The 25,881-nt window shown below is 34.7% G+C and carries 25 protein-coding genes and 1 pseudogene; 24 read left to right on the forward strand and 2 right to left on the reverse strand.

Annotated elements, in window-relative coordinates; genetic code table 11:
* The first annotated feature begins 52 nt into the window (after window positions 1-52).
* Window positions 53-2,644, forward strand: a complete 2,592-nt coding sequence (locus U860_RS0110355; RefSeq protein ID WP_025148449.1) for a DEAD/DEAH box helicase — start codon at window positions 53-55, stop codon at window positions 2,642-2,644.
* Window positions 2,645-3,013: 369 nt separating this feature from the next.
* On the forward strand, window positions 3,014-3,817 hold the full coding sequence (locus U860_RS0110360; protein WP_025148450.1) for a hypothetical protein: 804 nt from the start codon (window positions 3,014-3,016) through the stop codon (window positions 3,815-3,817).
* Between the two features lie 222 nt (window positions 3,818-4,039).
* Here U860_RS0110360 and U860_RS0110365 read toward each other — a convergent pair whose 3' ends face one another.
* Window positions 4,040-4,675, reverse strand: a complete 636-nt coding sequence (locus U860_RS0110365) for an HNH endonuclease (RefSeq protein ID WP_025148451.1) — start codon at window positions 4,673-4,675, stop codon at window positions 4,040-4,042.
* Window positions 4,676-4,815: 140 nt separating this feature from the next.
* On the opposite strand from U860_RS0110365, the gene U860_RS0110370 reads away from it, so the two are divergent.
* The 3 genes from U860_RS0110370 to U860_RS0110380 all read left to right on the forward strand — a co-directional run bounded on the left by U860_RS0110370 (window position 4,816) and on the right by U860_RS0110380 (window position 6,966).
* Entirely contained in the window at window positions 4,816-5,148 is a 333-nt protein-coding gene (locus tag U860_RS0110370) for a nucleotide pyrophosphohydrolase (RefSeq protein ID WP_025148452.1), read from the forward strand.
* 32 nt (window positions 5,149-5,180) lie between these two features.
* Window positions 5,181-6,164, forward strand: coding sequence for an HNH endonuclease (locus U860_RS0110375; RefSeq protein ID WP_025148453.1), 984 nt, complete (start codon window positions 5,181-5,183; stop codon window positions 6,162-6,164).
* 487 nt (window positions 6,165-6,651) lie between these two features.
* Window positions 6,652-6,966, forward strand: a complete 315-nt coding sequence (locus tag U860_RS0110380; RefSeq protein ID WP_025148454.1) for a hypothetical protein — start codon at window positions 6,652-6,654, stop codon at window positions 6,964-6,966.
* A 58-nt stretch (window positions 6,967-7,024) separates the two neighbouring features.
* Here the strand turns inward: U860_RS0110380 and U860_RS33065 are convergent, their stop codons facing one another.
* Complete coding sequence (locus tag U860_RS33065) at window positions 7,025-7,231, reverse strand: hypothetical protein (RefSeq protein ID WP_025148455.1); 207 nt, start codon at window positions 7,229-7,231, stop codon at window positions 7,025-7,027.
* A 324-nt stretch (window positions 7,232-7,555) separates the two neighbouring features.
* Here U860_RS33065 and U860_RS0110385 point away from each other — a divergent pair, with 324 nt between their 5' ends.
* The 19 genes and pseudogenes from U860_RS0110385 to U860_RS0110490 all read left to right on the forward strand — a co-directional run.
* Complete coding sequence (locus U860_RS0110385) at window positions 7,556-7,843, forward strand: hypothetical protein (protein ID WP_025148456.1); 288 nt, start codon at window positions 7,556-7,558, stop codon at window positions 7,841-7,843.
* Between the two features lie 311 nt (window positions 7,844-8,154).
* On the forward strand, window positions 8,155-8,457 hold the full coding sequence (locus U860_RS0110395; protein ID WP_025148457.1) for an HNH endonuclease signature motif containing protein: 303 nt from the start codon (window positions 8,155-8,157) through the stop codon (window positions 8,455-8,457).
* A gap of 190 nt (window positions 8,458-8,647) precedes the next feature.
* Window positions 8,648-9,022 (forward strand): hypothetical protein, encoded by a 375-nt coding sequence (locus U860_RS0110405; protein WP_025148458.1) that lies wholly within the window; start codon window positions 8,648-8,650, stop codon window positions 9,020-9,022.
* Entirely contained in the window at window positions 9,019-10,707 is a 1,689-nt protein-coding gene (locus U860_RS0110410; protein ID WP_025148459.1) for a terminase TerL endonuclease subunit, read from the forward strand. The genes U860_RS0110405 and U860_RS0110410 overlap by 4 nt, the downstream gene beginning before the upstream one ends.
* 15 nt (window positions 10,708-10,722) lie before the next feature.
* Complete coding sequence (locus U860_RS0110415) at window positions 10,723-11,949, forward strand: phage portal protein (protein WP_025148460.1); 1,227 nt, start codon at window positions 10,723-10,725, stop codon at window positions 11,947-11,949.
* Entirely contained in the window at window positions 11,900-12,484 is a 585-nt protein-coding gene (locus tag U860_RS0110420) for an HK97 family phage prohead protease (protein WP_025148461.1), read from the forward strand. Before U860_RS0110415 ends, U860_RS0110420 begins: the two co-directional genes overlap by 50 nt.
* Window positions 12,485-12,497: 13 nt before the next feature.
* Entirely contained in the window at window positions 12,498-13,664 is a 1,167-nt protein-coding gene (locus U860_RS0110425; protein WP_025148462.1) for a phage major capsid protein, read from the forward strand.
* Window positions 13,665-13,701: 37 nt separating this feature from the next.
* Window positions 13,702-13,992 carry a hypothetical protein gene (locus U860_RS0110430; RefSeq protein WP_025148463.1) on the forward strand — a complete coding sequence of 97 codons (291 nt, stop codon included), beginning with the start codon at window positions 13,702-13,704 and terminating at the stop codon, window positions 13,990-13,992.
* 2 nt (window positions 13,993-13,994) lie between these two features.
* Window positions 13,995-14,267, forward strand: a complete 273-nt coding sequence (locus U860_RS0110435; RefSeq protein ID WP_025148464.1) for a head-tail connector protein — start codon at window positions 13,995-13,997, stop codon at window positions 14,265-14,267.
* Complete coding sequence (locus U860_RS0110440) at window positions 14,264-14,563, forward strand: phage head closure protein (protein ID WP_025148465.1); 300 nt, start codon at window positions 14,264-14,266, stop codon at window positions 14,561-14,563. The genes U860_RS0110435 and U860_RS0110440 overlap by 4 nt, the downstream gene beginning before the upstream one ends.
* Entirely contained in the window at window positions 14,556-14,912 is a 357-nt protein-coding gene (locus U860_RS0110445) for an HK97 gp10 family phage protein (protein WP_025148466.1), read from the forward strand. The genes U860_RS0110440 and U860_RS0110445 overlap by 8 nt, the downstream gene beginning before the upstream one ends.
* Window positions 14,909-15,238: a hypothetical protein gene (locus U860_RS0110450; RefSeq protein ID WP_025148467.1), complete on the forward strand. Its 330-nt coding sequence runs from the start codon at window positions 14,909-14,911 to the stop codon at window positions 15,236-15,238. The genes U860_RS0110445 and U860_RS0110450 overlap by 4 nt, the downstream gene beginning before the upstream one ends.
* On the forward strand, window positions 15,239-15,835 hold the full coding sequence (locus tag U860_RS0110455) for a major tail protein (protein WP_025148468.1): 597 nt from the start codon (window positions 15,239-15,241) through the stop codon (window positions 15,833-15,835).
* A 4-nt stretch (window positions 15,836-15,839) separates the two neighbouring features.
* Window positions 15,840-16,184 (forward strand): hypothetical protein, encoded by a 345-nt coding sequence (locus U860_RS0110460; protein WP_025148469.1) that lies wholly within the window; start codon window positions 15,840-15,842, stop codon window positions 16,182-16,184.
* Between the two features lie 235 nt (window positions 16,185-16,419).
* A pseudogene (locus tag U860_RS31380) lies at window positions 16,420-17,854 on the forward strand (phage tail tape measure protein); the annotation flags it as partial.
* Window positions 17,855-18,079: 225 nt separating this feature from the next.
* Window positions 18,080-20,446 (forward strand): hypothetical protein, encoded by a 2,367-nt coding sequence (locus U860_RS0110475; protein ID WP_025148470.1) that lies wholly within the window; start codon window positions 18,080-18,082, stop codon window positions 20,444-20,446.
* 41 nt (window positions 20,447-20,487) lie between these two features.
* Window positions 20,488-21,948 carry a distal tail protein Dit gene (locus U860_RS0110480; protein WP_025148471.1) on the forward strand — a complete coding sequence of 487 codons (1,461 nt, stop codon included), beginning with the start codon at window positions 20,488-20,490 and terminating at the stop codon, window positions 21,946-21,948.
* Window positions 21,945-25,550 (forward strand): phage tail spike protein, encoded by a 3,606-nt coding sequence (locus U860_RS33070; RefSeq protein ID WP_025148472.1) that lies wholly within the window; start codon window positions 21,945-21,947, stop codon window positions 25,548-25,550. The genes U860_RS0110480 and U860_RS33070 overlap by 4 nt, the downstream gene beginning before the upstream one ends.
* Window positions 25,551-25,602: 52 nt before the next feature.
* Window positions 25,603-25,881, forward strand: a 279-nt coding sequence (locus tag U860_RS0110490) for a phage holin family protein (RefSeq protein WP_025148473.1), incomplete at its 3' end; no start/stop codon positions are given.

Consider the following 25,881-nt stretch of genomic DNA (forward strand, 5'->3'; position numbering starts at 1 on the left):
TTTGTATATAAAGCGTTATAATGTATTTGATTAGTTATTAAGGAGGGAGAAAATGGCTTTTAAAAAAAGAACCAAAACTAATAGCACGGTTACAAGCCCAATCAGTTTATTTAGAGATTTGAAAAACAGAAAAATAATGGGCCTACTTGATCACCAAACAGAAATGATTGAAAAGTATATGGCGGAGAGTGTTTTTAAATTACAGGATATAGCCATAGAGTTACCAACAGGAAGTGGTAAAACATTAGTTGGTCTACTGATTGCTGAATATCGTAGAAGGGTAAAAAAAGAAAAAGTTGTTTATTTATGTCCGACAAAACAATTAGTAAATCAGGTTGTAGAAGATTCTGAAAGAAAGTATGGTATTAAAACTAGTGCTTTTATTGGTAAACAAGCTGATTATATCCCTGAGATGAAATCGCAATATAGAAGAGGAGAAACTATAGCTGTTACAACGTATAGTGGTCTATTTAATACAAATACATTTTTTAATGACGCAGATATTATTATATTTGATGATGCACATGCAGCGGAAAATTATATTGCCTCATTGTGGTCTTTAACAATTAATAGGTTTGACAATGGGGGTCTTTATCATCAGATTATTGAGTTGTTACGCCCAGTATTAACACATAGTAACTATGAGACAATGAAGGCACAAGATCCATTCTCTCAAGAAAAAGGCATAGTAGAAAAATTACCTACTACACATTTTTATGAATATTTAAACGAACTTATACCATTAATTGATGCAAGTGTAAAGGGAACGAATTTAAGATATCCATGGGGAATGATAAGAAATAATTTACATGCTTGTCACTTATATATGAGTTGGAATGAAATATTAATTAGACCACTCATTCCGCCTACTTTATCTCATGATGCATTTAATAATGCCAAACAAAGAATATACATGTCTGCAACCTTAGGGTTAAATGGTGATCTTGAAAGAATGATTGGTGTACCTAAAATACATAGATTACCAGCTCCAGACGGATGGGATAAGCAAGGATTAGGAAGAAGGTTATTTATTTTCCCTGAAGCGACTATGAATGAGGAACAAGCAATTAATCTTACGATGAAAATGATTTCTCAGGTAGATAGAAGTTTGGTATTAGTTCCAGATGAGAAAAATGGAACAAAGTTAGAAGAAAGTATAAAGAACCAAACTGGATATCAGATAATAAATGCAAAGGAAATGGAGAAATCAAAGGATATATTTACAAAAGAAACTGGTGTTGTTTCAATATTGGCTAATCGATTTGAAGGTATAGATTTAGCTGATGAGGATTGTAGATTGCTTATTTTGAAAGGCATACCTAGAGCAACTCACCTTCAAGAGAAGTTCTTAATGTCGCGAATGTCTGCAGCGGTACTTTTTAATGATCGAATTAGAACACGATTAGTGCAAGCACTAGGAAGATGTACACGCCATCCTGTTGATTATGCTGCAGTTTGTATACTTGGGCAAGAATTAATTGATGAATTGGTGCCACTAAAAAAACTTGAATTATTCCATCCAGAGCTTCAAGCAGAAATTATATTTGGGTACGATCAATCGAGAAATATAGAAAGTGAAAATGAATTATTAGAGAATTTAGGGATCTTCCTAGAGCACAAAGATGATTGGAATGAAGCAGATGAAGATATTTTAGAAGAAAGAGATGAAAGAGTTCAAGTCAATCTGCCGGCAGCAGAAAAATTATTAGAGGCAGCTGAGTTTGAGGTTCAATTTTTATATGCATTATGGAATCAAAATTTCGATTATGCTATGGAGAATATCGGTAAAGTAATAGGGTGTATATCGGGAGATGATGTTAAAGGGTATAGAAGTTTCTGGTATTATATTGCTGGTAGTACAGCATGGGTAGCATCTAAATATGGTATTAATACCTATTCGCCAAAGGTTTATGAATATTATAACCAAGCGGCTGCTTGTACAAGAGCGATTCCTTGGTTAAATAGATTGGCTAGTTTGAAGGGAAAGGAACAACAAGTTGAGCAACAAGATCCTTTTATTCCGGTGTTAATAGAAAATCTTGAGGTTAATCTGGAGAAGTTGGGGATTACAAGTGATCGTAAATTTGAACAAAAAGTTAGTGAAATTTTAGGCTATATAACGTCTAAGGATGGAAAAAAATTTGAAATAGGACATGAAATGTTAGGGGAGTTTTTAGGGTATAAATCAAGTAACTCTGAAGAAAGTTCAGCTCCAGACCCTTGGTGGATTGTAGATAATAATATATGTATTGTAGCTGAGGACAAGATTTATGAATCAGAAGAAAAGAGAATTCCTACAAAAGATGTAAAACAGGCGGTTGGGCACCCGGTTTGGCTTAAAGGAAATACAAATGATTTAAATGCAGATGCTCAAATTCATCCACTTATGATTACAACAGCTAATTATATTGAAAAGGGTGCAGCTGTTTTTGCTCAAAATGTTTTATATTGGAATAGAGAGGAATTTGTAAATTGGGCACATCAGGCTATAGGGACAATTCGAACTTTAAGGCAAAGATACAGTGGAATGGGGGATACTACCTGGAGATCCGAGGCGATAGAATATTACAAAAATAATAAAATAGGACCTTTGCAAATTTTGGAACAATTAAATGGTAAACTATTAAAGGAATTACCTAATTAAAAAACAATAAAGAAGAAAATCGTTGAAAAATGACAGTTAAAATTAATAATTTTTTTGGTTATAATAAGATTGTCGGATAAAATGAAAATCTTAAAACATCAAAATTTTATATAATATGAAAGTAATAAAGGAACACTGTTATGTAGATGAAACAGTCTATATACGGTGTTCTTTTTTTGTTATTAAGGAGAGAAATAGGCTATGTAGGATTTATTTGAGCGATAAAACACAGCTATCGGACTATTGAAAGTATAAATAAGTACACAAAAGAAGAGTTTTAGGTAAATTAGAGAAAACTTTTTAGTTAATAATTAAATTTTATACCCAAATATAAAATGATTTGAGATAATTCTTGTTAGGAGGGATTATATGAATTTCAAACAAAAACTTATAACAATGATAGCAGTTGTTTTGGTACCTATTATAATCAATTATGGAATTATGTCTTGGCGTGCCCCAGGGGTTTACAATGGAGATTGGTTAGCGTTCTTTGCAAATTATTGTGGGGCCCTTATTGGTGTATTTGGTGCATATTTTATTGCACAAAAACAAATGGGAACACAATGGGAACAGGTGCAAGAGCAAAGAAAACTTGATGAAGAACAATTTTATATAAATAATAGGTCGTATATCTACTATCAAGAAATGCATAGAATGCCAGTGAAGTTAAAAGGTGTTAAGGCAAATAATGATATTAGGATTATAGTGACTGAGGATTATGAGCAGTGGACTAAGAATATGTCAGAGGAAAAACTGAAACGTATAAAAGTTCCTTTTTATAAATTATGCCACAGAGGAAACCCAGAAATTATATTCGATTGTACAGTCAGGATATCTTTGAAAAATCCAATGGAAAATAATAGTCCAATTGAGTTGACAGCTAATATTGGTGTCATGGATAAAACTGAAGAAATATACGTACCACTGTACAGCGTACAATTAGACGAGATACATACCAATTCTGAAATTAAACATGTGAACTTAGACATTGAACCATTAGAGATGGAAATAAAATACAGAACTGTTGTGAATGAAAAAATGGTATTTAAATACGATGTAATAGGTCAAAAAGAAATATACTACACAATCAATCCTATTACTAAAAAGGAAAAAGAAATAATAAATTATGATGTAAGTAAAAGTACATGGATATATCCTGATAAAATCAATTAATTCTATATTAATAAAATGATTTGTTATGTATTTTTAATTATAGTGGCTACATATGTTGAGGAACAGTGTTATAAATATTTAAATCTATAAAGTACCTAATGCATTTGTATTAGGTACTTTATTTAATTGGTAATTATATAGGGAGATTGAGGTGAATAAAAAAGTTACGTGAAAATATATTTAAGTGGCTAGAAGTATTTTTATCATTAGTGATTAATGAATTTAAATTGTTTTTAAAAGGGAATGTAAAGCTTTTTTGTTTAACCATGGTTTTCGCCTATGTAACATTCTGTGACAATTAGAGCAAACCATGATAATATCCTCAATTCTAGTCTTTTCTCCTTCTTTTAGTTGAGATACAGGGATTGTATGATGTCCCTCGATATAATCTTTTCCTAATTCACCATATACTTTATGGAAGTCAAAACCGCAAATCTCACAGAAGAGTTTCCCTTCATGTTGCTGTTTAAAGTGCTCTTTTGCCAATGGAATGACTTGGTTATTACGCTCATAGGAAAGATGAGTTCTAAGTATTTGTTTGCCTTCAGAAAATTCCTCCTCAAGATCGATTAATTCCCAATCATTATTATCGAAGTCTCTTAATCCCCAGCATCCATTTCCTTTACCATTTACAGCATAGAATAAGTCCTGTTCACCTTTATAAATATCGCATTCACTAGAATAATAATAGATGGTCTTTCTAATTTGTGCACCTATTGATTGTTCATGCTGATATTTACTTAGGTCTATTTTATTACGCTCCATAACTTTGGTTTTAATTTGACTTAGTGTTCCAGCTCCACCTAATTCCGTTAATATTTCTATGATTTCATTTAACCAAGGGTTGTTATTTGCCATAGGTATTCCTCCGAGTAAGTTATATTTGTTGTTAGTCTAGCTTTTTTAAATTAGTATATCTAAATTTTTGCAATGGAAGCAATTGGTTTTATATAATTGTAGAAGGATTTACCAATGGATAATAGCGGGAGGATTCAAAAATGAATCAAAATACAATAAAGGAAATTCTTAAGTTTCGAGATGATAGAGACTGGAAGCAATTTCATAACTCTAAGGATTTAGCAATTTCTCTTTCTTTAGAAGCAAGCGAGTTATTAGAGAATTTTCAGTGGAAAAGTAGTGAAGATGCAATAGGACAAAATCTTGAAAATATCAAAGATGAACTAGCTGATGTATTAATTTATTCTATCCTATTGGCTGACCAAATGAATTTGGATATAGAAGAAGTAATTCAAAATAAATTAGAGAAAAACCAAAGGAAATATCCAGTTGAAAAGTCATTTGGATCGAATAAAAAATATAACGAAATATAGAAAACTAAATAAAACAGAAGAGGTGTAAGTGTATGTACAACGTAATACTACAACCTACAGGGAATAAAGTAGCTAAATTTAATTTTCAATCCACAATGCGTAATGGCATTGAATTTGAGAAAATTAAGCCTTTCTTAAAACAAGAGGATGCTAATAATTTATCCGAAATTTATAAGGGAAACTTAATCCGTGTTTGGGGGATAACTCCAAGTCCACAGAAGATAAAGCAATGGGAAAAGATTCAAAGAGGAGATATAACACTTTTTTCAGCGAATAAGCAAATTTTTGCATCTGCTACCATCGCATATAAGGTACATAATTTAGAATTAGCAAAGCATCTGTGGGGAGAAACAGATAGTGGTGAAAGCTGGGAGTATATTTACTTCTTAGATGAAATAAAGCATCAAGCCATTAGTTTAAGTGTCTTTAATAGATTATTAGATTATGAAGAGGGAAATCTAATACAAGGCTTTAGAGTATTAGACCAAGAGAAAAGTAACATAATAATGAGTGCTTTTGATTTGTATAGTTCTTCTTATGCCCCAATTAGTACAAAGGAAGAAACAAAGAAAAATATCAAAGACATTATAGGTGATTTAGAACAAAGTGCTTCATTGGATAGTGAAATAAAAGGTAAGGCTAGAAAAGAGCAAGGGATATTACGTGGATATCTGTTTAATGATAAGAAAAAGTGTAACTGTGGAATTTGTGGGAAAGAGTACCCTATAGATTTACTTGTAGCTGCACATATTAAGAAAAGAGCATTTTGTAGCATAGAAGAAAGGTTAGATATTGAAAATATAGCCATACCTATGTGTAAATTTGGTTGTGATGATTTATTTGAGAAAGGGTATATTACTGTCTTGAATGGAGAAATTATTGGCTTGGTTAATACAGATAATTTACCAGAGTCAGTAAGGGATTATATTGAGAGTCTCCAAGGAAAAGAGTGCTTAAAGTGGAATAAAGATAATGCTGAGTATTTTGAATGGCATCTAAATTACCATAAAAAATAAGGGTATTATATAGTTTTTTCTATAGAACAAAAGGCATCCAGATTGGGTGCTTTTGTTTTGATTTTTGGTAGTAGATAAGCAAGATGTCAAAGGGGAAACGTATATTTGATTAGAATTTAAATTGATAAAAAAATCAAATATAAAATAATATAAGGATATAAATTGTTGAGAGGAAAGGTATTGAGAGTATTTGCATTCAATATAAGTTTGTCCAATAAGGGATAAAAGCTTTATTTTTGTCGTACAAAAGCCACCTAATAATAGATAGGGATTAATAACAATTATGTTATATAAAACTTCATTTACCGTATTGAGTTATAAATTATATAAATTCTTGTAGGCGCTACGGTCATTCTTGTAGCGTCTTGTTTGTTGTTAAGGAAAGATAACAAAACAAACGAACAAAATGAACGAAAAATTATGAAACCTTTCAAAATTAGTCGTTTTTATTTTGTATAATGAATCTAATTAGAAAGGGGATGTTGATATGAGAAAAATAGATGAGTCAAAAAGGCCTTTTTTTGAAACGCATGGAGAAAAGGGGACAACTTACTTTGTACATGGTTATGCGGTAGGAATAAAACAAAAGGTATACTTAGGAGAGTTTAACTCGTTAAAAGAAGCAAGACAATTTATTTACCGTTATGTTCACAGGAATCCTGAATGGTTAAATGAAAACGGTGATGTGAATGAATACAATAATAAACAATCAAGACCGGACGTAGATGATGTATGGCATGAGAATGTTTTTAAAAATGAATATAAAAAGCAATATAAAGACCTTGAAGATTGGAATAAATAAAAATAGTGAATCCGCTGCTTTTTTATTTTGCATAGAAAAAGGAACCATAATAGGTTCCTTAATTCGATTCAGAGGTTGTATAGTTTTTCTTGATGATATCTTTTATGTTGATAATTAATGATATAAGGAATCCAGCAGCTAGGATACCGTTTACCCAGTAATATGTATTCCCTGATGTAAATTTATTATAAAAGGAATCGACATAATAATATACTAAGCCTGCTGAAATGACGGTAGAGATTACTAACATACCAAAACTTTTCATGATGTTCACCTCAATTCTAAAAGTTGCGACTTTTTATATAATTATACATCGAAATTAATAGATTTAAAGTGAAATATAAAGGAATTACCGCGAGGTGGTGAATATGGCTAGGCGACGAAGCACAGATCGTGAAACATATAATTTGTTACTACATTTGAAGTTTTACAAAAAATAACCATTTTCTTCGGATTTCAAGAAGGTTTTACAAAAAAATACATAGAAGTATAAATATATGGTAATGAAATGAGTCGAATTTTCATCATGACTGATATCCATAATATGTTCATTTCAATTAACATGAAATACACATAGAGGAGAGCGATTATGAAAAGGAAAATCGGTACAGCAGTCGTAGGTTTATCTGTTTTAGGATTTGGAATTTTTGGTTTTGCCCATGGAAATGGTGGAGGGATTGTTCAAGCGGCTTCAGTAGGGGATGGAGGAGGAGCTCCTGCTTATAACGGAGGAGATACACCTGCACCAAAATTAGAATCGCATGGAGATACATGGTCTCCAAGTTATACACATGGTGAGACAATTGTTCCAAAACCAGAAGCACATGGGCACACTGGAGGAGCACCTGCTAACACAGAGCCTGGTGGAGGGATTTAACTAATACTAATATGAAAGTTATAAATTTATATATAAGAAAAAAGACTTTGTAATTTACAAGGTCTTTTTTTCTTTGTAAAAAAGTTATTAGAAGGGGGCAATGAACGAGTTAATTTCTATTATATAGAAGGTGGTGGGTGATATGAAATGAAACAAAAACACGAGTTAGTTCAAGAAGATTACATGCAAGGTATGAAGTACAAGGAACTGCTGCAGATTTATATGCTGATAGTGATATTACTGGAGAATACAACAAAGAGTAATTAAAAGAACTGCTAAATTTACAGAAGAGATTATCGTGAGGTGGGTGAATGGCAAAGGAATATGCAAAGAAGTTTTATAAGTCGACAGCATGGGAGAAGTGCAGAGAGTCATACATTGCTACAACATTAGATGGAATGTGTGAGCATTGCAAAGAAGTACCTGGATACATAGTTGACCATATTGTTGAGATAACACCAGAGAGTATAGACAATCCAGATATCACATTGAATCATGAGAACTTACAATACTTATGCTTACCTTGTCATAACACTAAGACGTTTGGTAAAGCAGTATTGATTAGAGAAGATGTAATGTTTGATGAGAATGGTGATTTGATTAGGAGGGAATAGGATGCAGTGTAATGGTCAAGCGTTAACTAAAGAATTATTAGCAGAAAAGAATCAGGAACAAAAGGAACCAATCCCCCTTTTCAAAAATAAACAAAGAGTCCATAGGGGTCCGAGAGGGGAGCTTCGTGTAACACACAGGTTATTTCGCGTGACCCCCCTACCCCAAAATGAATGAAATGAGGTGTTATTTATGGCGAAGCAGAAGGAGTTAACAAAAGAAGAACGTGTTAATAAAGAAATAAACAGACTTAAACAGATATATAAAGAAATGCCAAAAGATACCCTCATGGTAGTTGAGGGGTTAATTGTTGAAGCGGCAGACTTACGTGTTCGACTAGAAGACATTCGCAAAGATCTTGATGAGAATGGTTATGATGAAATGTTCTCACAATCTGAAAATCAAGAACCTTATGAAAGAGAAAGACCAGCAGCAAGAAGATATATATCGATGAACAAAAGTTATCAAACTATCATGAAACAATTGGGTGATTATATTCCTAAGCCAGATCCTAAGAAGAAAGAAGAAGACGATGATGGATTTGAAAGGTTTGTACAAAACAGATGAGGAAACAATACCCCTTATCACATAACCCGATAATTGAGTATTACAATAAAATTGAGTCTGGCGAGCTTATTGTAGGGAATAAAGTTATAAGGATATATAAGAAGCTTGTTGATGATGTTTACGTTAATAATTCTGAATATGAATATGATCCAAGTCGTGCAAATCATGTTATTGAATTTATAGAGAATTACTGTAAGCATAGTAAAGCTAAATGGGCCGGTAAACCAATCGATTTAGAGCTTTGGCAAAAAGCTTTTTTAGCCGCTACTTTTGGTTTCATTCATAAAATCGATGGAACTAGAAAATATCGAGAAGCGTTTTTAGTAGTAGCGCGTAAAAATGGGAAGTCCACACTTTCATCTGGTATATGTTTATATCTACAAGTTGCAGATGGAGAAGGTGGTTCGGAAGTATACGCGGTAGCAACTAAAGAACAACAAGCTAAAATTGTTTGGTCGGAATCAAAAAGAATGGTTAAAAAATCACCCGCTTTGTCAAAAAGAATAAAAACTTTAGTTAAAGAATTAACGGCAGATTTTAATGATAGTGTATTTAAACCAGTAGGTAGTGATAGCGATACCTTAGATGGATTAAACGTTCATGGAGCTTCCTTGGATGAAATTCATGCGTGGAAGGATAAGAATTTATATGACGTAATTGTCGATGGTACGTCGGCACGTGAGCAACCATTAATTCTTATGATTACAACGGCCGGAACGGTAAGAGAATCCGTTTATGATATGAAGTATGATGAAGCGGAAATGTTACTGAATGGATTGGATGATGAAGAGGGTTATAAAGATGATCGTTTTTTACCTGTTATTTATGAACTTGATAAAAGAGAAGAATGGACTGACAAAACAAAATGGTCTAAAGCTAATCCTGGTTTAGGTACCATAAAGAAAATAGATAACTTAGAAACGAAAGTAAATAAAGCTAAGGCTAATTCTCTTTTAGTTAGCAATTTATTAACTAAAGACTTTAATATTCGTGAAACATCATCGGAAGCATGGTTAACATTTGAACAATTAAACAACTTAGCTTCTTATAATATCAATGAACTAAGACCTTCGTATGGAATTGGTGGTTGCGATTTATCTTCAACAACCGATTTAACAGCAGCGAAGGTTATTTTTATGGTTTCTGGCGATCCGCATATATACGTTAAACAGATGTATTGGCTTCCAGAAGACTTGTTAGAAAAGCGAAGTACAGAAGATAAAATACCGTACAATCGTTGGCATGATTTAGGTTTACTACGAACTACCCCTGGTAATTCAGTCCATTATAAATATGTAACGGAATGGTTCTTAGAAATACGCGATGAATATGGTATTTACCTCCCGTGGATCGGTTATGACCGATGGAGTGCGAATTATTGGGTTGAGGAAATGGAAGGATATTTCGGTAAGGAAGCTATGATTCCAGTTGCACAAGGTAAACAGACATTATCAAGCCCAATGAAGCTTTTAGGAGCTGACTTAGAATCGAAATTAATCAATTACAACAATAATCCCATTGATAAATGGTGCTTGTCTAACACCGCGGTTGATATTGATAAGAATTTAAATATACAACCGAATAAAACAAAGAATCAAAGGCGCCGTATCGATGGAACAGCAGCGCTTTTAAATGCTTATGTCGTTCTTCAAGAGAAGAGAAATGACTACCTCAATATGATTTAAGAAGGAGGTGAGAAATTGGGGTTATTTGATAAGATATTCGGAAAGAAACAAGTTCCTACTACAACTCGTTTTGAAATGATAAACGATAATGGTGGCGGTTTTTTCGCTTGGAATGGAGATATTTATCAGAGTGATATCATACGAGCTTGCATACGGCCTAAAGCGAAAGCGGTTGGTAAACTCATAGCTAAACATATTCGAGATAATACCACTGAATTTAAGGTTAATCCAGAGCCGTATATGAAGTTTTTGTTGGAAGAGCCAAACCCATTAATGACGGGACAAATGTTCCAAGAAAAAATGGCTGTTCAATTGGAATTGAATCACAATGCATTCGCTTATATTAAGCGTGATGATATCGGATACGCTACTGAGATATATCCTATTCCTTGTACAACTGTTGAAGTTGTGGAAGGAGCACTAGGAGATATATTTTTGAAGTTCTATTTTAAAAGCGGAAAGCAAATGACAATACCATATACAGATGTAATTCATTTACGAAAAGACTTTAACGATAATGACTTCTTTGGCGAACATCCAGGTAATGCATTGGCACAATTAATGGAGATTGTTACAACTACAGATCAAGGTATTGTTAAAGCGATTAAGAATAGCGCGGTAGTAAAGTGGATTCTTAAATTTAAATCAGTATTGAAGCAAGAAGATATTGATAATCAGGTGAAAAACTTCGTTAATAACTATTTAAATATCGCGAACGATGGTGGCGCGGCTTCTTCTGATCCACGTTATGATTTAGAGCAAGTGAAACCCGAAGCTTTTGTACCGGATTCAAAACAAATGCAAGAAACTGTACAGCGTATTTACAATTTCTTTAATACAAACGATAAAATCATTCAAAGTAAATATAACGAAGACGAATGGACAGCTTATTATGAGTCAGAAATCGAACCATTCGCAATGCAGCTTGCTGGGGAATATACCAGGAAGCTTTTTTCACGTCGAGAAAGAGGGTTTGGTAACAAGATTATCTTTGAATCCTCTTCACTTCAATATGCTTCTTTGGGGACAAAGATGGACTTAGTTCAAATGGTAGATAGAGGAGCTATGACACCGAATGAATGGCGTTCAATTCTTTCTCTTGGACCAATAGAAGGAGGAGATAAACCAATTCGTAGATTAGATACAGCTCTAGTTAAAGACGGAAAAGTTACTGGTAAAGGAGGTGAGAATAATGAACAAAACGGAACAAAGGGAACTAATAACGCAAACAATGGAAATTAGAGAAGATGAACACGGTAATAAAATGCTATCCGGGTACGCTGTGAAATGGGAAAAGAATTCAGTAGTTATGGGTTATTATCGAAAATTCCGCGAGCAATTCCGACAAGGTGCATTCTTAGAATCATTGCAAAAAGATGACCAACGTTTTTTGTGGGCACATGACACTTCTAAAGTATTGGGTAGAACAAAGAACAACACTTTGCAATTAGCAGAAGATTCCATTGGATTAAGGTTCGAATTGACATTACCAAAAACAACACTTGGAAATGATACGTATGAAACGATTAAGCGTGGCGATGTTGATGGTGTTAGCTTTGGTTTTAGTATGATCACTGAGGAAATAGATGAGCCTGACGATGACTTAATGTTACGAACAGTAACTAAAGCTAAGTTATTAGAGGTTAGTGCAGTCGCCTTTCCCGCTTATCCTGATTCGGAAGTTAGTGCGAGGGGCTACGATCCATATAAACATCACGAAGAAAGAAAACAGAAAGAAGAATTACGTAAAAAACTAATCTTAAAAACTTACTTATAGAGGAGAATGATATATGAATCGTTTACAAGAAATTTTACAACGTAAAGCGGAAATCCGCACAGCATTAGAAGGTACTGGAGAAGTTGATTTAGTAGCATTAGAAACTGAATTACGCGAACTAAGCGAAGAACAAACAAGAATTGAAACTCGTCAGCGTTTACTGAAAGAAGCTGAAGTTATTAATAACAATGCTGAGCCAGAAAAACGTACAGTAGTTGAAACGTTTAACAATGAACCACAGCAACAAGATGTGGAGTTAGAAGCATCAGAAAAGCGTGGGCAAGCATTGATGGAAAATCGTGCTGTAACGGTTGGTAGTGGCACAGTAGTCCTTCCAAAACATACAGCTTCAGATATTCGTCCTACTTTTAATGAAGTATCCACTCTTATTGATCGCGTTTCTTCTAAAACATTAAAAGGTGGAGAAAGCTATCAACAACCATACATTAAAAGCTATGGAGAAGGTGATTACACAACTGAAGGTAGTGATTACACTACTGCAGAAACAACTTTTGGATATGCAGATATCACAAAAGCAAAAATTACTGCTTATTCAGAGGAAACTGAAGAACTTCTAAAATTACCGGCTGCTGATTATGACGGGGAAGTAATGAAAGGTATTACTGTATCTACACGTAAGAAACTTTCTCGTGAAATTTTAGTCGGTACAGGTGCTACAAATCGTCTTTCAGGTATTTTCTCTGCTACTGCAACTGCGATCGATGCAGCTACTGATTTACCTATTTCGGCAATCGATGCAGCTACATTAGATGAAATTATCTACAGCTATGGAGGAGATGAGGATGTTGAAGATGCAGCTGTATTAATCATGAATAAAAAAGATTTAAAAGCATTTGCTAAACTTCGTATAGCTGATGGTAAGAAGATATACAATGTAGTTTCTAATGGGAACTCTGGAACAATCGATGGAGTACCATTCATCATTAATAGTGCTTGTAAAGCTGTAACTGATGCTAAAACAACTGTTGGACAATATAGTATGGCTTATGGTCCACTATCAAATTACCAACTTACTATTTTCTCTGATATGGATGTTCAACGTTCTACAGACTTCAAATTCAAACAAGGTATGATTGCTCATAAAGGTGTTGTATTTGCAGGTGGTAACGTTGTTTCTAAAAATGGATTTTTACGTGTTAAGAAAGCAGCTACTGTTTAATAGCTGCTTTTCTTTATAAAAAAAGGAGGTATCACAAATGAGTGATAAAACAGTAAAAGAATATGCCGTAGTAACAGCGTTCCGTGATAAATTTTCCGATATTCATTATAGTGTTGGAGATTCATATAAAACGGGTGATTTAGAAAGAATTGAATTCTTACAAGAAGAAGGTTTTCTAGATAAAGAACCAATTGTAGGATATGAACCAGATGTAACTGATATTGTTCACGTTGGTGGCGGATATTACGAACTTCCTAACGGTGAGAAAGTTAAAGGTAAGGAAGCAGCACTTGAAGCCTTACAAGAAATCAATCAAACAGGTGAATAACCATGATCCTTATAGACGTTAAGAGAGCTTTACGCGTCTCTCATGATGCCCTTAATGATGAAATTGAAGATTTAATCGAAGCAGCTCGTTCTGATTTGATATTATCAGGCGTTTCTACTACTAAGGCAAATGATGATAAGGATCCGTTAATTAAACGAGCAATCATTACGTATGTAAAAGCTAACTTTATTCCAGATGCAAAGGAAGCTGAACGATTCCAATCATCTTACAGCATGTTAAGAAATCACTTAACATTAGCAGGTGATTACAAATGAACGATATCTTATGTTTTCCAGAGTTTAAAACGGTTGAAGATGACTTAGGACAAATAGAACAAATTGAATTATTTATTAGACGAGTCTTCTGTAGAAAGAAGTCTGTTCCACAATCAGAATTTTTCCAAGCGGGGCAGAATGGAATTAAATCTAGCTGTGTATTAATCATCCATTTGTTTGATTATCAAGAAGAAGTGAAAGTTAAATATGGAGAAAAAACATATAACATTTACCGCACATACGAAAGAGATGATGAAAAAATAGAGTTGTATTGTGAGGTGGACATTGGTGGCTAGTATTAACGATTTAGCTAGTGAAATTACTAGAGAACTACAAAGGTACTCTAACTTAGTAGAAGAAGACCTGGAAGCAGCAAAAGAAGAAGTTGCCAATGATCTTGTAGATGAGTTAAAGCAAAAAAGCCCTAAAAACACAGGTAAGTATAGTAAAGGTTGGCGGAAAAAGAAAGAAGATAATGCTATTATTGTTCACAATGCTTTAAAGCCGCAGCTTACTCATTTATTAGAAAAAGGTCATGCGAAGGCAAATGGCGGACGAGTACCAGCTAAAGTTCATATTGCTCCAGCTGAGGAAAAAGCAATAAATGAATTTGTAGAGCGAGTTGAAAGGGCGATTCAACAATGAATTTAATTGAATTGAAGAAAATACTTGATGCTACAGGTTATCCTGTGGCTTATTCGCATTTCACAGCAACACCAGGTAAGCCTGTACCTAAGCCACCTTATATTTGTTATCTTGTGGATGGATCTCCTAATATGCCAGCTGATAATAAGGTTTATCACCAAATAAATGATGTAAGTATTGAGCTTTATACAATAAAAAAGGATTTGGTTGCCGAATTCAATTTAGAACAAGCCTTAGATGATCATGAGATACCTTATGAATCATTTGAGGCTTTTATTGAATCAGAAAAAATGTATCAAAAAACATATGAAACGAGGTTGATATAAATGAGTAAAGAAAATAAAGTCACATTTGGTTTGAAGAATGTACATTATGTCCCAATTGATATTCAAGATTTTTTAGTGAAATTTGGTACACCAATTCCATTACCTGGTGGGGTTGAACTAACTTTTGAGCCACGTGGTGATTTAATTGAGTTCTATGCAGATGACATGCTTTATTATGCAGCAAGTAATAACCAAGGTTACGATGGAACGCTATCTATTGCGACTATTCCAGAGCAATTTGCTATTGATGCGCTTGGAGAACAGTTAGATACAGAAGATGGAGTATTAAATGAATTAGCCGATGCAAAGGGTAAAGCATTCGCTTTATTATTTGAATTTGATGGCGATGTGAACGCAACTCGACACATTATGTATAATTGTGCAGCAAGTCGTCCAACGCTTGCGTCAAAAACAAAAACAAACTCTGCTGAGCCTAATACAAATGAATTGAAGTTTGTTTCAAGTCCGATTATTTTAGCACCTGGCGGAAGACCAATGGTTAAAACAAAGACAACTTCTAAAACAACTCAAGCTATTTATAACGGTTGGTACAACGAAGTGTACGTTAAAAAAACAGAAGCACCAAAAGGAGTGTAAGTAAATGGAAAAAACAATTATTGTAGATGATAAGGAAGTCAGATTAAAAAGCACAGGAGCTACTCCAATCCGATTTAAAGCGCAGTTTAGAAAAGATTATTTTGCTGAACTTTTAAAATTAGCACCACTTGGGAAAATTGATATGGAAAATTTGGATCCAAGTAAGTTAGATAGTGTAGATTTCGAAGTATTTTATAATCTAGTTTGGACTATGGCGAAAACGGCTGATCCAAAAATACCAGAGCCGATGGTGTGGTTAGATTCATTTGATGAATTTCCAATCATTGAAATCTTAGAAGATATTCAAGATATGATAGCTTCCACAATTCAATCTAAAAAAAAGTTGTAGATAGTAATAATAATAGTCAACAAGGAGCGGATCAGGGTGATGTATTCACAACTGAGACGTTCCTTATTTTGTGTTATAAATGCAAGCTTACTAGAGCTGATTTAGAGGATATGACTATTGGTATGTGCTTAGATTACATTGATGAATATTTAGAAATGCAAAAACCTCAAAAAGAAAAAGTAAGAAAAGCAACTCAAGAAGACTTTAATTCCTTCTAAGGAAGAGAGGTGAGATTATGACAGGAAGAATTAAAGGGATCACCGTTGAAATAGGTGGAGATACCGTTGGATTACAAAATGCTTTAAAAGACGTAAATAAACGTAGTAATGATTTAGCAAAAGAATTAAAAGATGTTGAACGATTATTGAAATTTAACCCAGGTAATGTTGAAGCATTATCTCAAAAACAAGAATTACTTACACAAGCAATTGAAAATACAACACAAAAGCTAGATAAATTGAAAGCAGCGGAGCAGCAAGTTCAAGCTCAATTTCAAAACGGTAAAATTTCTGAAGAACAGTATCGTTCATTTAGACGTGAGATTGAATTTACAGAAGGATCGCTTAATGGTCTAAAGGGAAAACTTGCTGGATTAAAAGCCGAACAGGACAATGTAGCAAGTTCAACAAGACAATTAGAAACTTTATTTAGTGCTACAGGAAAAAGCGTTGATGATTTTGCAGGAGCGTTAGGAAATCGTTTAGTAAATGCAATTAAAAGTGGCACGGCTACTAGTAGACAGTTAGATCAAGCAATTGGTCTTATTGGTCGTGAAGCATTGGGAGCAGAAGCAGATATTGAGAAGTTACAACGTGCACTGCGTTCTGTGGATGATGGTAATTCAATACAACAAGTTCGAAATGATTTGAGAGACCTTTCACGAGAAGCTGAAAGAGCAGGTAAAAGCTTCAAAGAGTTAGACATCGGTTTAGAGAATATGCTCGGGGGAGCGATGGCAGCTGGCGGTATATCAGGAGTAATCGAAAAAGCTCTTGATACTTCTAAGTTAAAAACGAAAATCGATGTAACTTTTGACGTTCCTGAGTCATCTAAAAAGTCAGTTGAACAAGCTGTTCGTGGGATAGAAGCATACGGTGTAGATGTGGAAGAAGCTCTTGAAGGAACACGTAGACAATGGGCTTTAAATAAAAGTGTTGGTGATGAAGCGAATGCAGCAGTTGTGAAGGGAGCGGCAGCAATCTCTCAATCCTATTCAGGGATAGATTTTACCGAATTAATTCAAGAGGTTAATGAAATAGGCAATGAATTAGGTACTACACAAGATGATGCCCTTGGATTAACCAATGCTTTATTGAAAATGGGATTTCCTCCTGAACAATTAGATATTATCGCTGAGTATGGCGGACAATTAACACGGGCTGGATACAATGCGAGGGAAGTCCAAGCAATTATGGAAGCTGGGGTTGAAACTGGAACCTGGAATATTGATAATCTCTTAGATGGATTAAAAGAAGGGCGGATTAGAGCCGCTGAATTTGGTAAAGAAGTTCCTAAAGCACTTCAAGATTTACTTAAAGGCACAAAAATTTCTACTGAACAAATGCAAAAGTGGTAGAGGCGGTTCAGTTGCAATGACTGAAATAGCAAAGGCTTTAGATGGTGTTGAAGATGCAACGCAGAAAAATTTAATAGGTGCCCAAATTTTCGGTAGATGTTAAATTGTGCCGAAATAAAATCGCGGTATGAAGCAAAGAGGGTGCGAATCCTAATTTGAACCGAAGGCTATACAAAGTATAGTCAGGGGCAGAGCATAGAGGGTGAAAAGATATAATCCCTCCACGAGACCGCGACACTTTATAAGTGAAAACGTATGCCGAACTTGCATTAATATGAAGTGCAAGAAGTAGAGGATAAAAAGCCTTTACGATAACAAAATGACAATGTACGAAGATCAAGGACAGAATATCACCAATACATTAATTGGTGCCTCAGAAAAGGTTGTAGATTTTGATAAGAACCAAAAAAATTTAAATGAATCTATAAAGAAAATGGATGCAAGCCCAGCTGTAAAGTTTCAAAAGGCAATGGGTGATTTAAAAATGGCACTCGAACCACTTTTGGGTGTAGTAGTTAACATTATCGGAGCCTTTGCAAGTTGGATTTCTGCTCATCCAGCACTAGCAGCAGCATTAACAACAATTGTTGTTACATTGGGAATATTAATTGGAGCATGCATGGCTTTAGCTCCGGTATTTGTCACCTTATCCAGTATAGCTGGAATAGTAGGTGTAAGTATCGGGGCTATTGCTGGTCCAGTTTCATTAGTAGTAGGTGGATTTATAGCCGCCACCGCAGCTATAACCGGATTAATCATTTGGATGCGGCATTTATGGCAGACTAATGAAGGTTTTAAGAATAGCATAACTGGTGTAATCGCAAGTATACAAAGCTTTATAGATACAATGATCTCATTAGGTAAATACTTATTCCAGACAGCTGCAAGTGGAGATCCGTTGAATGTTTGGATTACAAATTTACCAGAAGGTTTTCAAAATGCAGCAAAGATTATAGGATTAGCAGTTAGTAAAATACGTGAAGCGTGTCTTCATCTTTTTGATGCTGTGAAAGCTGTTTTTTCAGGAGATTTTAGCCAGTTAGGTGAAATTTTTAAGATGATTGGCCCTACTATAGCAGGTGCGATTATCGGTGGGCTTCCTGGTGTTCTCGTCTCTGTATCTCGTTATTTACCAGCAATAGCAGAGTATCTGAATGCAAACTCAGGAATTATTCTTGAAACCATAACAAATATTTTTACCAATATAGCTAATTTCGTGACAACAGCCTTACCGCAATTTCTTGAAGCTGGATCACAAATGATTTCAAGTCTTATGAATGGATTGGTTGTAGCGGCACCAATCATACTTGAAGCGATAGTAGGGATTATAAATACAATTTCACAAATGATTGCTACTTATCTTCCTACGATTATTCAAACGGGAATCCAAATCATTCAAACCTTAATCTCTGGAATTGTACAGGTCTTACCTACACTTATAGAGACAGGGCTTCAATTAATTATGACTTTAATTAATGGAATTATGCAGATGATTCCGCAATTAATCCCAATAGCTGTAACGATTATTCAAACAATTATTAATGGGATTATGTCATTTTTACCTCAGTTAATTGAAATGGGAATAAATTTATTAGTTTCACTAATTACAGGAATTACACAAGCTTTACCTATGATTGCATTGGCAATTATCACTGTTATAACTACTTTGATAAATGCTATTACTCAAAATCTTCCTATGATTATTGAGGCTGGTGTTAAAGTTTTAACAAGCTTAATAGATGGAATCATTAAAATGCTACCACAGTTAATTGATTTAGCAATAAATCTTATAACGAAAATAGCAGATACATTACTAGCAAACTTACCAAAAATAATTGAAGCTGGTATAAAGATTTTAATGGCTATTATCGATGGTATTGTAAAAGTGTTACCGCAGCTTATTAATGCAGCACTAGATTTAATTGTTAAAATAGCGTCCACATTAATTGTGAATCTACCAAAGATACTTGAAGCAGGTATCAAAATTTTGCTTATGTTAATTGCAGGTATTGTACAAGTTATACCTCAATTAATAGGGGCAGCGCTTAATTTAATTGTTACTTTAGCAGGAGAATTAATTAGAAATTTACCTAAAATCCTTGAAGCTGGTGTTAAATTAATTTTGGCTTTAATAGAAGGTATTGTAAGTATGGTGGGAAAACTAGGTTCTACAATTGTAACAGACATAATACCTGCAGTAGTTGACACTCTTAAAGAGATAAACTTATTAAACATTGGTAAAAATATAATCCAAGGTTTAATTGATGGTATAGGTTCAATGGCTGGTGCGGTTTGGGATAAAGTAGCCTCAATCGGAAGTGACATTAAAGAAGGATTCACAGACTTCTTTGATATTCATTCACCTTCACGACTTATGCGTGATGCAGTTGGTAAACAAATCGGTGCAGGTCTTGCAATTGGTATGGAAAATTCAATTGGACTAATAAATCAAGCATCTCAAGCGATGAGCGAAGCAGCGATACCGACAGTCAATGTAGGTAATATAGGTGTACAAGCTAATGGGTTGTATCAAGCTCAAGGAGTAAACGGTGATTTTGCAGTACCAGGCGGTGGATTAGCAATTGAAGTACCTGTCATTTTAGAAGGTAGAGAAGTGGCGCGCGGTACTTATAAATATACAACAGAGTATCAAGATAGAGAAGCAAAAAGAAACTCAGCCTTTTAGGTTTGGGTTTCTTTTATTTTATAAAGAAAAGAGGTGTTAACATGAGTTCTTTTACATTTAACAACATACGTAAAGATTTTATTCAAATTGAAAAAGGATGGAAAAGACCTACATGGGCACCATTAAAAAGGAATTTTCTAAGCGTTCCAGGTTATCCAGGTGCAAGGTTATTAAACACACAAACTGACATCCGTGTTCTTTCAATCCCTGTCGGAATTATTGTTCCTGATGGCGGTGATTTAGAACTATTAAAAGAAGAAGTTGCAAGTTGGTTAATTACAGAACAACCAGTAGAGCTTATTTTCGATGTTGAGCCAGATAGAACATATCTAACTGTTGTGGATGATAGCTTTGATCCTGATGAATTTGTAACCCTTGGTAAAGGTACTTTGAAATTTATTTGCCCAATGCCTTATAAATTAGGGCCTACCCGAACAGTAGATTTTAAATTAGAAACCCGAGGGTTAATAGCAAATATTCAAAACAAAGGAAGCGTGGAATCTAATCCGATTTTCGAAATTGATGTAGCGAAGCCTTCCACATTTCTTGATGTATGGAATGGTATGAATTACTTTCGCATTGGATATCCACTTAAAGCAGAACAAATTCCAATAGAGCGCAATCAGCGCGTATTGTGGGATGAAATGTCTACCACAGTAGGATGGACAGACGTTTCCAAAAGTGAAGATATGACAGGCGGAGGGAAATTTAGAGTAGATGGTGGTTCTCGTTTGGTAGCTGAATATCTTGGTGAACCTACAGTAAAAGGATGGCATGGTTGTATCGCTAAAAAGAACATTCCGCAAGGCCCATTACAGGATTTTATCATGCAAGCGTATGTTGGGTTGAAAAGTCTTCACTGGGATCAAATGGGACGTGTAGAAATAGGTCTTTTGGATGCAAACAGTCAATATGTAGCTCGTATCTCTATGAACGATGTACATTGGCAGGCAGAGCAAAATACAGGTTTTGCGAAGCTTGGTAATAATACAAAGCCTGGTAGTCGTGTATTAATAAATGAATCTGGAGATTCTCCTAACACATGGAACCAATATAGGGGTCGGTTATGGTTAGCCAGAACAGGAAACAGGTGGGAAGCCTACATTTCTAGATTCAGAGATGGTACAGAAATCGATGATTCAGAACGTTTTGTAGTATTTGTGGATGAAAAGAATGAAAATATGAATTCAGTTGCTCAAGTACAAATTAGTATTTGCCAGTTTTCTAATAATATGTTCTGCCAAAACATGTCCATCGATGACTTAAAGATTTGGAAAGTTAATATGAATACACAAAGTAATCCTCCTTATATTTTTGATGTGGGGGACAAGGTAGTTATTGATACAGAACGAAGTCTTGTAACGATAGATGGTAGAAACGCCATTAATCTAAAAGATATTTTTAGTGATTACCCTATAGTAAATAAAGGTTCAAACACACTAGAAATCATGCCTTCAGACGTTGGAAAAGCCAAGGTAATATACAGGGAGAGATTTAGATGAGAACACCTAGCGGAACACTTCACGTTGTCGATTTTCAAACAGAACAAATCGTTTCTGCTATTCAATCTAAAGATTACTGGGACGATAAACGACATTGGGAAATCAAAAATAACATTGATACTTTAGAGTTTAAAGTATTTGATAATACAGAACATGCAACAACTCTTATGCAACAGAATTTAGTGTTAAAAGAAGTAAGAGATGGTCGTATAGTTCCTTATGTAATTACTGAAGCTGAAAAAGATTCTGATGATAGATCAGTTATTGCTTATGCATCAGGTGAGTGGATTCAACTCGCGAAAGCGGGGATTATTAATCCACAAAAGCTTGAGGGAAAAACAGTAAATGAACTTTTAGATATGGCTCTTGTGGGCACAAAATGGAAACGCGGTGAAACCGAATATTCTGGATTTCACTCGATGACGATTGACGAATTCATTGATCCATTGAGTTTCTTGAAAAAGATTGCTTCTTTATTCGAATTAGAAATTCAATACCGAGCTGAAGTTGTTGGTTCTCAAATCGTTGGGCGTTATGTAGATATGGTCAAAAAACGGGGACGAGAAACAGGTAAAGAAGTAACTCTAGGTAAAGATTTAATGGGAATTAAACGCATTGAAAACTCCCAGAATATCTGTACAGCTTTGGTTGGTTTTGTGAAAAAAGAAGGCGAAGGATTCATTACTATTGCCGATATAAATAATGGTGTTCCTTATCTTGTGGATAGCGATGCATTTCAACGTTGGAATGAGCGTGGTCAACATAAATTCGGATTCTATACGCCAGAGACAGAACAAGATATAACACCACAACGACTACTAACACTTATGAAAACTGAGCATAAGAAACGTATTAATACATCTATTTCTTATGATGTTCAAGCACAAAGTATTGGACGGGTTTTTGGATTAGCACACGAATTAATAAACGAGGGCGATACATTAAAAATTAAGGATACTGGGTTCACACCGAAACTATATCTTGAAGCCCGTGCAATCGCTGGTGATGAATCATTCACTGATCCTACACAAGATAAATATACATTTGGTGATTATCGCGAAATTGTGGATGCTAACGAAGAATTACGGAAAATGTACAACAAAATATTAGCTACGCTAGGCAGTAAAGCCAATAAAGAATTATTAGATAGGTTAGAAAAGCTAGTAAAAGAGAATGATCAAAAAGCTAATACTGCTCAGGAAGAATCTCAAGCAGCTAAAGTATTAGCTGAAAAAGTACAAGAGAATCTAAAACAATATCAAACAACTATTTATGAAGGTGTTAAACCACCTACTACAGGATTAGAACCAGGTAAAACGCTTTGGCGTGATATTAGCAATGGGAAACCAGGTATCTTAAAAATCTGGAAAGGTACAGAATGGGAAGTGCTTATACCTGATTACGGAAAAGATGTAAAAGATCTTGATGAACGAACTGCTAAATTTGAAACATCTATGAAAGGCTTAACAAGCGACGTTAAACAATTATCTCTTACTACAACAGAGCAGGGGAAACAAATACTTGATGCTAACACTAAAATTGAACAGACATCACAAAAGATTGAAGCTAAAGTTGATATTAAACAAGTCGAGGACTATATCGGTGGAATCGGACCAACTAATGAAATTAGAAACACTAGATTTACAAATGGTACAAAATATTGGGGACTTGGAGCTAAATTTCCAGCAGTTGTAGACAAAGATACAACATTTTTAGGTGATTCCAGCATAAAATTGACCGTTACTGGAGAAACCGCGCCTGCTTATAATAGTTTTACATCTAATAGAGTTCCAGTAACGCCTGGTGAAGATGTTGTAGTTTCAGCATATTTTATGACTAAAAATATAGATGAGCATTACAATAAGAAAATTAGAATGGTTGCTGTGTTTTGGAAAAGTGATGGTACCCAGTTTTCTGCTGGCACCTATGATTTTACTATAAAAAATGATACTTGGACGAGACAGGAATTTACAAAAGTAGCTCCGCCAGAAGCTGCTCTTGTAGGTCTCAGAGCGTATGTTATTCAAAACGGTACATTCTGGCTGGCACACCCGATGTTGCAAAAAGGAACCAAAGCAAGTTCTTTTATCGAAAATCCAAACGACATGGTTGATAAAGATAAAATTTTGGAGGACTTAGGTGATAAGGTAGCAACTGAAAAATACAATCAGAAAGTTACAGAGTTAGATAGACGTATTACAGCAAATGCAGACGGTATTGACTTACGCGCCTTAAAAACTGAGGTATATACGCAAGAACAAGCAAACGGTAAATTTGCGACAGATGCTTATGTTAAAAACATGGAAAGTCGTATTCAAGTTACTGAGAATGGTATAAAAAACACAGTTCAAAAAGGTAGTGTAATCTCATCTATCAATCAATCAGCAGAAGCAGTTGACATTGATGCAAAACGAATAGGATTAAAAGGATTTGTCACAGCTGAACATATTAAAGGACAGGCACTTGAAGGAGTAACAATTAGAACTACTGGAAGTAGATTCGTTGAAATGAACAATCAAGACTTTAAGATTTTTGATACAAACAAACCGCGTGGTTATATAGGATTTATGGAAACAACAGATGGAAGTATTCAACCTTCACTTGTTCTTGGTAGCGATAATAGAAAGTACGCTGGTACAGGATCGTTCTATATTTATCAAGCGATTCCACGAATTAATGGATTCGAACAACCTTCTAAAGCGTGGGCAAAATTAGGAATCTCTAAAGGCGAAAACGCTGAAGGGACTAATGTTTGGTCAAATTATATTCTAATGCAAAATGATGGCGGACATATGTCTGTGTATTCAGATGGAAAATTGAATTTTGATTGCTTGAATGATATTGTTTTTAATTCAGTTGGATGGGCTCCAGGATACGGTAAATTTATGGTGACGACAACAGAACCGCATTATTTTACAAATAACAATGGTGAGTTCCATTTCCGAAGAAAAGGCAGTGGCAACAGTATATACTTTGTCAGTGGCGCTAATGATCATGATTTAGTCATGGGGAGAGTAATGATAAGATCAAGTCTCGCATCAGGATATGACAACGGATTACAGATTAAAAATACTCTTGGTAATGGATGGCTAGATATGGAGTTAAGAACATTAAAGGCAAATGGAAACATTACAGCAACTGGCGGTGTATGGGGTAGAGAGTTTATTCCTAACTCTTCACGTAAAATCAAAACAAACATTGAAGATTTGGAGTTCTCTGCGCTACAAAAACTAAACTCGTTACGTATTAAAAAATACAATATGATTTCTGACGTTGAAAAGTACACTGCAGGTGAAATTGATGTATTGCCTATATATTATGGTATGATCGCTGAGGATTCTGATGATGTATTTACAACTCCTGAAAAAAATGCAGTTACATTATATAGTTCTGTTTCTATCTCAATGCAAGCTATCCAAGAAGTAGACGTGAAAGTAAATCAAAATATTATAGATTTAAGTAGAGTAACAGAGACCTTAATCATTACAAACACGCGTGTAGACGAATTAGAGAAAGAACTTAAAGCGCAAAAACTCAAGGAGGTGGATCAAGAAAAGCGAATTGCAACTTTAGAAGAATTAATTCAAAAATTAATAAATTAGAAAACAGAGCAGCCAAAGCTGGTCTTTTTTATTTTGCGAAGGAGGAAAGAATGTGGATCGAATCGATGTATTATTAAAAGCTTTTATTGCCACTTTTGGTGGCTTTTGTGGGTATTTCTTGGGAGGATGGGATGCAACGTTGAAAATCTTAGTTACGATGGCTGTTATTGATTATTTAACTGGCATGATTGCAGCAGGATACAACGGTGAATTAAAAAGTAAAGTGGGTTTCAAAGGCATCGCCAAAAAGGTGGTGCTTTTTCTTTTGGTTGGTGCGGCTGCTCAATTAGATTCAGCACTTGGGAGCAATAGCGCTATCCGTGAAGCAACA

The organism is Bacillus sp. H1a (assembly GCF_000633475.1).
In the GTDB taxonomy this organism is placed as follows: domain Bacteria; phylum Bacillota; class Bacilli; order Bacillales; family Bacillaceae_G; genus Bacillus_A; species Bacillus_A paramycoides.